A 13,363-nucleotide genomic window follows, 5' to 3' on the forward strand; every position below is an offset into this window, starting at 1 on the left:
ATTAATCTTACACATGGATATGAAGAAATTCTTCGTAATTGTTTTTTTATTTTTTCAAGTACAATCTTACGCTCAAAACAATTTCCTTTACGAAAAACCACCCGTATTTTCTGAATGTGATTCCGTAGAAGTCGAACTTCTGCAAAAATGTTTTGACAATCAGGTTTTTGCTCATGTCTTTAATAACTTTAAAGTGCCTCAAGAAGTTATGGATGCCAATTACAATGGAGATGTGGTTGTACTTTTTGAAGTTGATAAAGAAGGTCAGTTTAGGGTTATTTATGTAGATGCCACCTATCAAGAATTAAAAGATGAAGCCAAACGCGTGTTTGGGGAGTTTCCTAAAATAAAACCTGGAACTTATAATGGAAAACCTACCTATAAGCAATATTCCATAGCTGTTAAAATACCATTGGTAAACCAAGCAGTGGCCACAAAAGATTTATCAAAAGAAGAGGATTCAAGCATTAATGATGAACTTACTGAATTGGAAAAAGCAGCCAAAACAGAATATGATAGCGTGAACATGAAGTTGGTGCCATTTTCCAACAAAGAATATACAAGTCAGTTAAACATTCCCTTTACACATAGTAACTATGCTAAATTTGATAGAAGCATCAACTTGGTAGGAACCAACAGCCACACAGCTTCCAAACCATACATGTATGAAGATGTATCTGCCTATTACAATTTTCAGGCAGCAGTGGACACCTTGGCAAAAGACATCAATACCTTTGCAGGCAGAAAACTATGGAATGAAAGACTGGTAAGGGTTGAAGGAAAAGATTATTGGTTTACAATAGACCCTATTTTCGATTTTGAAGTTGGAAAAGATACAGATGCAGATTTTTCAAGTACCTATAACAATACCAGAGGGATAACCATACAAGGAGGTTTGGGGAATAAATTTAGTTTTTATACGTCCTTTTTTGAAAGTCAAGGTAGGTTTGCAAAATATTATAACCAGTATGCCGAATCCATAAAAGCAGCAGACGAAGCAGCCATTGTACCAGGCAGAGGCATAGCCAAAGCTTTTAAAGATGGAGGTTACGATTATCCAGTAGCAGAAGCCTATTTGTCTTATACTCCGTTTAAGTTTTTAAATGTGCAGTTTGGCCATGGCAAAAATTTTATTGGAGATGGTTATCGATCCTTGTTTATCAGTGATGTGGCAACACCACATCCATTCTTGAAATTAAACACAACATTCTGGAAAATAAAATATACAAGCACCTGGATGTGGTTAAGGGACGTAAGACCAGAGGTTGAAGTGGATGGAGCATATATGCCAAAATACATGGCAACACACTTTTTAAGTTGGAATGTGTCAAAAAGATTGAATGTAGGTTTTTTTGAGTCTGTAATTTGGAACAATGCAAACAACAGAGGTTTTGATATTAATTATTTAAACCCAATTATCTTTTTTAGAGCTATAGAATTTGAAACAGGCCAAGATGCCGGAAATGCACTTTTAGGATTGTCTGGTAAATATAAATTGAATGATAACATGAACCTGTATGGGCAATTTATTTTAGATGAATTTTCATTGAGCGATATGTCTGGAGGTGAGAAAAGCTGGAAAAATAAATTTGGATACCAATTGGGTTTTAAATATTACCATGCATTTAAAGTTAAAAACCTGATGCTTCAAACAGAGTATAACAGGGTAAGGCCTTATACCTACTCGCACAATACAGTGGTTTTAAACTATGGTCACAGCAATCAATCCATGGCACATCTTTGGGGCTCCAATTTCAGTGAGTTTGTGCTTATTGGCCGATATCATTATAAGCGTTGGTTTGGAAATGCTATAATGGTCATTGGAACTAGAGGATTGGATTTTAATAATGGTGTGGATGATTATAGTTATGGAGGGGATATTTATAGAAATTACAACGAAAGACCTTTTGATACAGGCGTAGAAGTTGGACAGGGAAACAAAACCACCACTTTCTATACAAACCTGCAAGTGGGTTATGTCATTAATCCAGCAACAAATTTAAAGATTTTCACAGATGTGACCTTTAGGGACTTTAATCCGGAAGCCCAAACGGCAACAGCCCTAAAAAGCAATACGGTTTGGTTTAATATAGGAATAAGAACAGACCTATTTAATTGGTATTTTGATTTGTAGAATTAACTTTTCAAAGTATCTTTGCAAACGCAATATAAAGCCTTAGGCAAAGCATTTATTACTTTGAGTCAAACAGTCACTTCAACCGTTAAACATTCTATTATTTCAGATTTTAAGGAAATCACTAAAATCCGTTTGTCGGTTAGTGTGGTGTTTTCTTCACTGGCTGGATATCTTTTAGGTGTAGAAACAGTAAATTATACCACACTTCTGCTTTTGGCGTTTGGTGGTTATTTTATGGTTGGAGCTTCAAACGCGTTCAATCAAATTATAGAAAAGGATTTGGATGCTTTGATGGATCGAACCAAAAACAGACCAATTCCGGCTGGACGCATGTCTGTTTCAACAGCTTTTATTATTGCATCTGTTTTTACGGTTTCGGGTATCGCTATTTTATATAGCATCAACCCACAAACAGCTATGTTTGGAGCTATTTCCATTTTCCTTTACACTTGCGCCTATACACCTTTAAAAACCAAAACACCATTGGCAGTTTTTGTTGGGGCTATTCCTGGAGCCATCCCTTTTATGTTGGGTTGGGTTGCAGCCACAAACGACTTTGGTATAGAACCAGGTACCTTATTTGCCATTCAGTTTTTTTGGCAATTCCCACACTTTTGGGCCATAGGTTGGTTTTTGTTTGAAGATTATAAAAAAGGAGGCTTTTTTATGTTGCCTACCGGAAAACAGGATAAAGGTACTGCAGTACAAACCATCATGTATACAATTTGGACCATTTTGGTGTCTATAGTTCCTGCATTTGGTTTTACGGGTCGCTTGTATTTAACGCCAATTTCGGCTGTAATTGTATTCCTGCTAGGTTTAGGGATGCTGTATTATGCCATTCAATTATATAAAAAAATGACTGTTTTAGCAGCAAAACAACTTATGTTGGCCAGTGTGTCTTACATTACCTTGTTGCAAATAGTTTACGTAATCGATAAGTTTATTAGATAAATCATGGATTTAACCCAAGGTACCTTAGAAGAAAAACATAGTAGAGCCAAAAAAATGATGCTTTGGTTTGGAATCATATCATTGGTCATGTCTTTTGCAGGATGGACAAGCGCATTTGTTGTTAGCAGTAGCAGGCCAGACTGGCTACACGATTTTCAATTGCCAAATGCTTTTATAACCAGCACTATAGTTATTGTGCTAAGTAGCATCACCTTTATATTGGCCAAGAGAGCGTTAAAAAAGAACCAAAGGCAGCAAACAACCGTTTTGTTGTTTGTGACCTTGATTCTTGGAATTGTTTTTATTGTATGTCAATTTAAAGGGTTTCAACAAATCATAGATTTAGGATATAATTTTACTGGGCCAACCAGTAATGTGACCATGTCTTACATTTATTTAATAGCAGTAGTCCATATTTTACATGTGGTGGTTGGCTTGATTTCTTTGTTGGTGGTAATTTATAATCATTTTAAACAAAAGTACCAACCTACAAAAATGCTAGGTTTTGAACTGTCTGCAACTTTTTGGCACTTTGTAGATTTACTATGGTTATATCTATTTTTGTTTTTATATTTTGTTTAATAAATACAATTACATTTTAAGGGATTGACTGTAATAACCTAGCAGAACCTTGCTTAGAGTGCTTAAATTTTAGAGAAGTAAATTTCGTTAGAAAGATAAAATGATTATTTTTGTTCAAATTTTAAATAAATACTAAACCAAACATATGGATACGACAGTTGTAAACACTGGAACAGAAGGAAAAACTTGGGGAGGAGGTAACAAGCCTTTAAAGGCCAGTTATGGAAAAATGATGATGTGGTTTTTCATTCTTTCGGATGCTTTAACATTTTCTGGGTTTTTAGCTTCCTACGGATTTTCTAGATTTAAATTTTCTGAAATTTGGCCTATTGCTGACGATGTGTTTACGCACGTGCCTTTTATTCACGGAGATTACCCAATGATTTTCGTGGCTTTTATGACCTTTATATTAATTATGTCTTCCGTAACTATGGTATTGGCTGTAGATGCAGGACATAAAATGGATAAGTCTAAAACCACCATCTATATGTTCTTAACCATCATAGGTGGACTTATATTCTTGAGTTCTCAAGCTTATGAGTGGACAACATTTATCAAAGGGGAATATGGCGCTGTTGAAACTCATGGAGGAAACATTATCCACTTTGTGGATACTGATGGAAACCGTGTGGCTTTAAAAGATTTCGCGATTGCACAGCCTACAGATAGAGCACAACATGAAAGAAAAAATGGCATTTGGTATAGTGATGAGAAAAAATTAACAAGCTTTACATTTAACGAAGTGCTTGCTGGTTTTAAAGCCAATGATGACATATTGGTAAAAACCACTTATACTGATAATGCAACAGGACATAAAACGGTTTTATCAAGAGCAGAATCGTTAACAGAGTTGGAAACAAAAGGGAAAAACGTTGTAGAAGGAGCTAACCTAGTCCACAATGAATATGGTCCACCATTATTCGCAAACTACTTTTTCTTTATAACAGGTTTTCACGGTTTTCACGTATCAATAGGTGTTTTATTGAACATCATTATTTTCTTTAATGTTATATTAGGGACTTACGAGAAAAGAAACAGTTACGAGATGGTTGAAAAAGTTGGATTGTACTGGCACTTTGTAGATTTAGTATGGGTGTTTGTATTCACATTCTTCTATTTAGTATAATTTTTAGGTAATATTATTTAAATCATGGCAGACACACATAAATTAGAAATATTTCGAGGATTGATCAAGTTTAAATCTAACACCCAAAAAATTTGGGGCGTATTGATCTTTTTGTCAATTGTAACCGCAATTGAAGTTGTTTTGGGTATTTATAAACCTGAAGTATTGAATGGGCATTTTATTGGAATGAAGATGCTAAACTGGATCTTTATTTTATTAACCATAGTTAAGGCATATTATATTACTTGGGACTTTATGCATATGAGAGACGAAACTGCCAGCTTAAGACGCATGGTGGTTTGGACATCTGTATTTTTAATTTGTTATTTGATATTTATCCTATTGCAAGAAGGAGGATATGTAGGAAACGTTTTTACTAACAGTTATTTAAAACACGATTTTTAACTAACTTTATAAAGTTAAATAGATGCTAAAAGACGGTTTTTAAACCGTCTTTTTTTATTTTTGCAAAGCAAAACTTAAAGCAAGTTTTATATTTTTAAACAATCGGTATATTAAATGATTATCGATTTTCTCACTTAGCTTGATAATGAACAAAAAGCTTATAAAACGCTATACCACGCTAGGAATTTTATTTTTCCTTCCTGTCTTATTTTTATTGATGCTTTTTCCTGCAAAACATCACTACAACCCTTTGGATGTGGTTCATGAAAACATATTGGACTTAAACAATTTCACATCAGAAGACAATAAGGATGTTAAATTAAAAGATCATATAACTGTTCTAGGTTTTTTAGGGACAAACCCTATGAATAATGCCATTGCAGCTTCAAATTTGAAGGAACTTGTTTACGATAAATTTAAAGGGTTCAAAAAATTTCAAATTGTTTTGTTACTGCCAAACGGCACCCAAGACGAGGTGAATTTGTTGAAAAAAGAAATTAAATCTTATGAAGATTTAAAATATTGGCACTTTGTTTATGGAACTGAATCAGACATTAAAGCTGTTTTTAACAGTTTAAAATCCAGAAGCCCATTACAAGACGACCTATCAACACACGATGTGTACATTGTTGATAAGGACTTAAAACAAAGAGGCAGACTGGACGATAGAACAGATGGCGAAAAAGAAAAGAAAAAACCAGCATATCCATTATATGCTTATAACTGCATAGAAGTAGCTGAAATAAAAAATAAAATGAGTGCAGACGATTTGCGCGTGCTGTTTCAGGAATACAGAGAAAAAAGAAAAGGGAATTTTGATTCTTCTACCAGAAGAGCTAACGATTTAAAACAAACAAATGAGCAATAAAACCAATTATTCGTATATAGGCATGGCCTTTATTATCTTGGTGTTTGGAATTATTTTTATCCCAAGAATTGTAGATAGAGTTAAAAACGGAGACATTTCCAGGAATGATAGAATGAGCCAAGGGCAAGACAATAATTTTCAAGATGCCAGTCCTTTGGGGTTTTTAGAAATTAATGGCGAAGCAAAAAAAGTGCCTGCGTTTAGTTTTACAGACCAAAACGGAGACACCATTACCAACAAAGACTATGAGGGAAAAGTATATGTAATAGAATTTTTCTTTACAACTTGTCCAACCATTTGTCCTAAAATGAACAAAAACCTTGTTAATGTGCAAAATGCCTTTAAAGGAAACAAAGATTTTGGAATTGCTTCGTTCTCCATAAATCCAGAACACGATACCATTCAGGTTCTAAAAGATTATGCCCAACAATATGGAATTACAAACCCAAATTGGCATTTATTAACAGGAGAACAGGAGGCAATCTATAAACTCGCCAACGAAGGCTTCAACCTTTACACAGCTCAAGTAGACGAGGTGGAAGGTGGTTTTGAACATTCTGGAAATTTTGCATTAATAGATAAAAATGGGTTTATACGTTCCAGAATGATAAACGGAAACCCAATAATATATTATAATGGAATTATTTCTGAAGCTGAAGGTATGGATGAAGATGGTCAAGAACAACAAATCACGATGCTTAAAGAAGACATAAAGAAATTGTTAAATGAATAATAAAGAGCAAGAATTAAAAAAATACAATAAATGGATTGTTTTTTTATCAATTGTAATTCCATTGATTGTTGCAGCATTATTTGGTATTAATTTACGCGATTTAGGTTTTAATGTGCAACCACTAACCATGTTGCCTCCAATTTATGCGACCATTAATGGACTGACAGCCGTGATCCTAATCATTGCCTTTTTTGCCATTAAAAACAAAAATATCGTACTGCACGAAAACTTAATGACAACAGCTGTAGGTTGTTCTGCAGTATTCTTAGTGTTATATGTGGCTTATCACATGACAAGTGATTCTACAAAATTTGGAGGAGAAGGCACCATAAAATATATTTATTACTTTATATTAATAACACATATTTTATTGTCCATTGTTATTATCCCGTTTGTCTTGATCACTTTTGCTAGAGCCATAACAGGAAACTTTTTATTGCATAAAAAAATTGCCAGAATAACATTTCCGCTATGGTTGTATGTTGCTGTTTCTGGGGTTATAGTTTATTTAATGATCTCACCATACTATGTAAATTGATAAATTATGAAACGTAAAATTCTTTTTGTCCTGTTGTCTTTTTTCGTCTTTTTTCAAACCAATGCGCAGTGTGCCATGTGTCGTGCTGTTTTAGAGAACGAGGAAGGACAGGAAATCGCTAAAGGTATAAATGATGGAATTGTGTACCTCATGGCCATTCCTTACATTTTGGTGGCAGGAATAGGGTTCTTAATTTATAAAAAGTTTAACAAGCCTAAAAAATCGTCGCTTTAAAATATATTTACTTTTGTTGTAACAATTTAGGTTTTAAATAGTCTAACTTTTATAAAGCACTAACTAGCAACAAAAATAACTATGTTAAACATAAAGAAACTTCACAAATCCTATCCCATAGGAGATTCGAGTTTACATGTATTGAAAGGAATAGATTTGTCTGTTGAAAATGGAGAGATGGTTGCCATAATGGGCTCATCTGGTTCAGGAAAATCAACCTTGCTTAATATTATTGGCATGCTTGATGAGGCAGACGAAGGAGAATATATTCTAGATGGTGTCCCTATTAAAAACCTTACAGAAAAAAAAGCAGCTATTTATAGAAATAAGTTTCTGGGTTTTATTTTTCAATCTTTTAACCTAATCAATTACAAAAACGCTCTCGATAATGTGGCATTGCCCTTATATTACCAAGGGATAAAACGCCAAGAAAGGCAAGAAAAAGCTTTGTTCCATCTTGAGAAAGTAGGACTAAAGGCTTGGGCACACCATTTACCAAACGAGTTGTCTGGTGGTCAAAAACAACGTGTTGCCATTGCTAGGGCTCTGGCTGCAAATCCCAAATTACTGTTGGCCGATGAGCCTACTGGAGCTTTGGATACCAAAACATCGTACGAGATTATGGATTTTATCCAGCATTTAAACGATGAAGGAAAAACCATTCTTATTGTTACACATGAGGAAGACATTGCACATATGTGTAAGCGCATTGTACGTTTAAAAGATGGTGTTATCATGGAAGACGAAAAAGTAGAACAAGTAAGAGCCTCACAATATGTTTGATAGAGACCTCTGGAGAGAAATATTTCAAAGTATAAACATGAACAGGACTAGAAGTGTCCTCTCTGGTTTTACTGTTGCTTTTGCTATCCTACTATTTACCATTCTGTTTGGAATTGCAAACGGACTCAACAACACCTTTGCAGAAGCTTTTGCAGACGATGCAAACAATTCCATTTTCATTCAATCTGGTACCACTACAAAAGCCCATAAAGGCTATCAAGCAGGAAGACAGATCCAATTTAAGAATAAAGATTACGATTATATAAAAGAGGAGTATGGGGATAAAGTACAATACATTACCTCTAGATTGTATTTAAACGTTAATGCTTCTTTTAGAAACGAAAAAAACACATATAATGTAAGAGCTGTTCATCCAGATCACCAATATCTTGAAAATACCAAAATGAAGGAAGGCAGGTATATCAATCAGTTGGATTTGGATAATAGATCCAAAGTTGTGGTAATAGGAAGATTGGTTGAAGAAGACCTGTTTCTTAAAACTACAGCCTTGGGAAAGTACTTAAGTTTAAATGGTTTGCAATATAAAATTGTTGGCATTTTTACAGACGATGGCGGCGACAATGAAGAACGCTTAATTTACATGCCTATTAGTACAGCGCAACGAGTATATGGTAATAACGATTATATAGATCAAATCAATCTTACCTATAATCCTGAAATGAATTACGATAAAGCCATTGCTTTTAGCAACTCACTCACCAAAGATTTAAAAGACCGTTTTGATGTGGCCAGTAGCGACCAAAGAGCCATAAGGGTTAGAAATTTGGCCAATGAGTCCAAAACCGTTAACCAAATGACCTTTGGTTTGGGTGTTATTATTATTGTAATTGGTTTTGGAACTTTAATCGCAGGAGTGGTTGGTGTTAGTAATATCATGATATTTATAGTGAAAGAACGTACCAAAGAGATTGGGATTCGTAAAGCCTTAGGAGCCTCACCAAAATCCATTATATCCATCATTTTAATGGAATCTATTTTAATTACTGCCATTGCAGGTTATGTAGGTTTACTGATTGGAATGGGAGTGTTGGAGTTTATAGGGCCAAGTTTAGAGACCTATTTTATAAAAGATCCAAGTGTGAGTACCACCTTGGTTATTGGAGCAACCATTACGCTAATAATCGCAGGTGGTATTGCAGGATATTTACCAGCTAAAAAAGCATCACAGATCAAACCTATAGTAGCCTTAAGAGACGATTAATATGATAAAATTTTTATTCGAAAGAGATACATGGCAGGAAGTATGGGATAGTCTTACTAAAAACAAGTTAAGATCCATGCTTACTATGGTTGGCGTTTGGTGGGGAATTTTATTGCTTATCGGACTCCTGGGTTCTGCTAAAGGGTTGGAAAATTCTTTTAATAGACTGTTTGGAAGCTTTGCCACCAACAGTGTGTTTGTTTGGGGACAAAGTACCAGCAAGCCATTTAAGGGGTTTCAAGAAGGAAAACAAGTAAGATTAACACTCTCTGATGCTAAATTGGTTGAAGAAAATGTGGAAGGAATTGAATTTGTGGTACCAAGAAACCAAAATCAATCCTTAGTGGTAAGAGATTTTTTATCTGGAACTTATAGTATTAATGGCGATTTTCCATTACTGGATAAGGTTCAGAAAAAGAAGATGATGTATGGGCGTTTTATCAATCAAAACGATATTGACGAAAAGAAAAAAGTAGCTGTCATTTCAGAAGACATCTATAAGCAACTGTTTGAAAAAGATGAAGAAATGATTGGCCAATACATAAAAATTAATGGCATGAATTTCACGGTTATTGGGATGTTTGAAAATGGTAATGTCAATATGGGGCCAACCAGCGACATCCATATCCCATTTACCACCTTTCAACAAATATACAACCAAGGCAACCAAATAGGTTGGATGATGCTTACTGGAAAACCAGAATACGATATTACACAAATAGAAGCAGATGCCAAATTGATATTAAGGAACTTAAACAACATCCATCCTGAAGATACACGGGCTTTTGGAAGTTTTAACCTTGGTAAAGAATTTAAAAAAGTAACAGGATTTTTAGTCGGTATGCAATTTTTAACATGGTTTGTTGGGATTGCTACCTTGATTGCAGGTGTATTTGCTATTGGAAACATTTTATTGATAACCGTAAAAGAGCGTACCAAAGAGATAGGAGTGCGTCGTGCTTTAGGAGCCACTCCTTTTGAAATTAAAAGACAGATCGTGGTAGAAGCCGTGTTCATTACCTTATTGGCTGGTTTTTTTGGAATCATAACAGGAGGATGGATTTTAATAGGAATCGATTCTGCTTTTGGACAAGGAGACGAAGCCGTTCTTGTAAACGCATCTGTATCCATTGCAGTGGTATTTATAGCACTTATTATATTGATAGTATTGGGAACCCTAATCGGGCTCATACCAGCCTTTAAAGCCACCAGCATCAAACCTATAGACGCTTTAAGGGAAGAATAAATAACTAGTAACATCATAATCAACCAAACGAATAATAATTTAGATCACATGAATAAAACATTAAAAATCATCATTGGAATTGTATTGCTGATACTTTTTGTATGGGTAATTAAATATTTTAAAGAATCAAATGCGAAAGCTATTGAAGATTTTAAGGTAGAAGAGCCTTTCTACACATCTATTAACACAAAAGTTGTGGCAACAGGAAAGCTCAATCCGGAGGAAGAAATTGAATTGAAACCTCAAATAGGTGGAATTATCGATAAAATCTTAGTTGAAGAAGGCGATGTCGTAAAAAAAGGCGATTTGATTGCTAAAATTAGAGTGGTACCTAACGAACAAAACTTGGCAAGTGCCAATAGTAGAATCCGTACTGCCAGACTGGCTTTGGACAATGCTCAAATTCTTTACGACAGAAACAAAGGCCTATTTGAAAAAGGAGTGATTTCTAAACAGGATTTTGAAAATAGCGAGCTATCTTATAACCAAGCTAAAGAAACTTTAATTCAGGCCCAAAACGATTTTCAAATCATAAGACAAGGATCGCTCTCAGGAGGAGGTTCGGCCAACACAAACATTGTGGCACAAATATCTGGAACGGTTTTGGAAATCCCTGTAAGGGAAGGAGACCAAGTTATTGAATCCAATAGTTTTAATGCCGGAACAACGGTTGCAACCATTGCCGATATGAGCAAAATGATTTTTGAAGGAAAAGTGGACGAAGCAGAAGTTGGCAAAATAGAAGAAGGTAAAGAAATTAGAGTGGTTCTTGGCGCTTTGAATGAGCAAGAATTTCCTGCTAAATTAACTTTTGTGGCACCAAAGGGACAAGAAGAAAGTGGTGCTGTTCAATTTACCATAAAAGCCGATGTTGAAGTAACACCATCAATCAAAATTAGAGCAGGTTACAGTGCCAACGCCGAAATTGATATGGAGAGTAAAGACAGTGTTCTGGTAATAAAAGAAGCCTTACTTCAATTTAATAGAATTACCGAAAAACCATATGTTGAAATATTAAAAGACGATAATACCTATGAAGAAAAATATGTAGAACTAGGTATTTCCGATGGTATTAACGTAGAAATTGTGGAAGGTGTTAAAGAAGGGGATAAAATTAAAGTGTGGAACAAAGCATCAAAAGAAAATAATGATGAAGATGAATAGAAACATAGTAACAACTGTTTTACTAACCATTTTTATAAGTATTTCGGGTTTTGCCCAAGACAAAAAATGGAGCCTGGAAGAATGTGTAAATTATGCTTTGGAAAACAACATTTCCATAAAACAAACAGCTTTAGACACAGACTTGGCTGATCAGGATTTAATAAGCGCTAAAGGTAATTTCTTGCCAAATGTTAATGCCTCTGCATCACAAGATTGGAATTTTGGGTCTTTTATTGGACAAGATGGAAATCGTGTGTCTATTGACTCTAGGGGAAATAGTTTTGGCTTGAACACAGGTGTTACTCTATTCAACGGATTTAGAAATACCAGCATCTATAAACAAGCTCAGTTGGGAATTGAATCCAGTGAATTACAATTGAGTATTTTGAAGGATAACATTTCAGTAAATGTAGTTAATCAGTATTTAAATATTTTATTGAACAAGGAAAATTTAAAAGTGGCAGAGGAACAAGTGGCCATTACTGAAAAACAAGTAATCCAAGTGTCAGAATTGGTCGATTCTGGTGTAAGACCCCGAGCAGATTTGTTTGAAGTGGAAGCCCAATTAGCCAGCGATAGAGAAAGACTCACCAATGTTGAGAACAGTTTGGAGCTTGCTAAACTTGCACTCACTCAACTATTGCAAATTTCGAATGAAGGGTTTGATGTAGAAGAGATTGAATTATCTCTTCCAGAAGTTTTGGTAGAGCACAAAAGTTCCAATGAAATTTACGATTATGCCTTACAAAACAGACCAGAAATTAAAAAAGCAGAACTGGATATTGAAAATTCCATATTAGCTATAGACATTGCTAAAAGTGCTTATTATCCTACCTTAAGTTTTGGTGCTGGCCTTGGAACTTCTTACCAACATTTTCAAGGTCAAGAGGATTTGAGAGTGGTAATAGATCCTAATGATCCAACAAACATTTCTTTAGTAGAAAATGGATTTTGGCAACAGCTTGAAGATAATTTAGGGTATAATCTAGGATTTAGATTAGACATTCCAATTTTTAATAGAATGCAAACCAAAGTGAGTGTAGATAAAGCCAAAATAAATAAGGAGCGTATTGCTTATTCTTTAGACCAAGCCAAGCAAGACTTGCGCTCAACCATAGAACAAGCTTATACAGATGCCAAGGCTGCTTTTAAACAGTTTGAAGCTTCTCAAGTGTCTTTAAATGCACAAAAAGAAGCATTTAAAAATGCTCAAGAAAGCTACAATTCCGGTGTTATGAACTCTTTTGAATTTGAACAGGTTAGAAACAGATTGGTTAATGCTGAAGCCAATTTAATTAATGCAAAATATAACTTTGTATTTACAACCAAAGTATTAGATTTCTATTTAGGAAAACCATTAACAGATTAAAT

The 13,363-nt window shown here is 34.7% G+C and carries 14 protein-coding genes; all 14 read left to right on the top strand.

All coding sequences use genetic code 11. The annotated features are described in order from the left end of the window. The first annotated feature begins 19 nt into the window (after positions 1-19). The 14 genes from D778_RS03695 to D778_RS03760 all read left to right on the top strand — a co-directional run bounded on the left by D778_RS03695 (position 20) and on the right by D778_RS03760 (position 13,361). The gene (locus tag D778_RS03695) at positions 20-2,134 is read left to right on the top strand and encodes a hypothetical protein (RefSeq protein ID WP_040491442.1); all 2,115 of its coding nucleotides are present in this window, start codon (positions 20-22) and stop codon (positions 2,132-2,134) included. 63 nt (positions 2,135-2,197) lie between these two features. Beyond that, positions 2,198-3,091 carry a heme o synthase gene (cyoE, locus tag D778_RS03700; RefSeq protein WP_007647805.1) on the top strand — a complete coding sequence of 298 codons (894 nt, stop codon included), beginning with the start codon at positions 2,198-2,200 and terminating at the stop codon, positions 3,089-3,091. Positions 3,092-3,094: 3 nt separating this feature from the next. Next, positions 3,095-3,673, top strand: a complete 579-nt coding sequence (locus D778_RS03705) for a cytochrome c oxidase subunit 3 (RefSeq protein ID WP_007647807.1) — start codon at positions 3,095-3,097, stop codon at positions 3,671-3,673. A gap of 145 nt (positions 3,674-3,818) precedes the next feature. Further along, positions 3,819-4,799 (top strand): cytochrome c oxidase subunit 3, encoded by a 981-nt coding sequence (locus D778_RS03710; protein ID WP_007647810.1) that lies wholly within the window; start codon positions 3,819-3,821, stop codon positions 4,797-4,799. A gap of 24 nt (positions 4,800-4,823) precedes the next feature. Continuing rightward, a complete protein-coding gene (locus D778_RS03715) occupies positions 4,824-5,204 on the top strand; it encodes a cytochrome C oxidase subunit IV family protein (RefSeq protein WP_040491330.1) in 381 nt (126 codons plus the stop codon). A gap of 145 nt (positions 5,205-5,349) precedes the next feature. Next, complete coding sequence (locus D778_RS03720) at positions 5,350-6,072, top strand: hypothetical protein (RefSeq protein WP_007647820.1); 723 nt, start codon at positions 5,350-5,352, stop codon at positions 6,070-6,072. Next, positions 6,062-6,805: an SCO family protein gene (locus D778_RS03725; protein ID WP_007647822.1), complete on the top strand. Its 744-nt coding sequence runs from the start codon at positions 6,062-6,064 to the stop codon at positions 6,803-6,805. Before D778_RS03720 ends, D778_RS03725 begins: the two co-directional genes overlap by 11 nt. Next, entirely contained in the window at positions 6,798-7,343 is a 546-nt protein-coding gene (locus D778_RS03730) for a DUF420 domain-containing protein (protein ID WP_007647823.1), read from the top strand. The genes D778_RS03725 and D778_RS03730 overlap by 8 nt, the downstream gene beginning before the upstream one ends. A gap of 6 nt (positions 7,344-7,349) precedes the next feature. Continuing rightward, a complete protein-coding gene (locus D778_RS03735; RefSeq protein WP_007647825.1) occupies positions 7,350-7,577 on the top strand; it encodes a hypothetical protein in 228 nt (75 codons plus the stop codon). An 81-nt stretch (positions 7,578-7,658) separates the two neighbouring features. After that, complete coding sequence (locus D778_RS03740; RefSeq protein WP_007647827.1) at positions 7,659-8,360, top strand: ABC transporter ATP-binding protein; 702 nt, start codon at positions 7,659-7,661, stop codon at positions 8,358-8,360. Then, complete coding sequence (locus D778_RS03745) at positions 8,353-9,582, top strand: ABC transporter permease (RefSeq protein WP_040491332.1); 1,230 nt, start codon at positions 8,353-8,355, stop codon at positions 9,580-9,582. Before D778_RS03740 ends, D778_RS03745 begins: the two co-directional genes overlap by 8 nt. Before the next feature lies 1 nt (position 9,583). Further along, positions 9,584-10,828, top strand: a complete 1,245-nt coding sequence (locus D778_RS03750) for an ABC transporter permease (protein WP_202898518.1) — start codon at positions 9,584-9,586, stop codon at positions 10,826-10,828. 48 nt (positions 10,829-10,876) lie between these two features. Next, positions 10,877-11,992: an efflux RND transporter periplasmic adaptor subunit gene (locus D778_RS03755; RefSeq protein ID WP_007647831.1), complete on the top strand. Its 1,116-nt coding sequence runs from the start codon at positions 10,877-10,879 to the stop codon at positions 11,990-11,992. After that, the gene (locus D778_RS03760) at positions 11,985-13,361 is read left to right on the top strand and encodes a TolC family protein (protein ID WP_007647833.1); all 1,377 of its coding nucleotides are present in this window, start codon (positions 11,985-11,987) and stop codon (positions 13,359-13,361) included. Before D778_RS03755 ends, D778_RS03760 begins: the two co-directional genes overlap by 8 nt. The last annotated feature ends 2 nt before the right edge of the window (positions 13,362-13,363 follow it).

Origin of the sequence: Xanthomarina gelatinilytica, from assembly GCF_000348685.1 — a bacterium.
GTDB classification, from domain to species: domain Bacteria; phylum Bacteroidota; class Bacteroidia; order Flavobacteriales; family Flavobacteriaceae; genus Xanthomarina; species Xanthomarina gelatinilytica.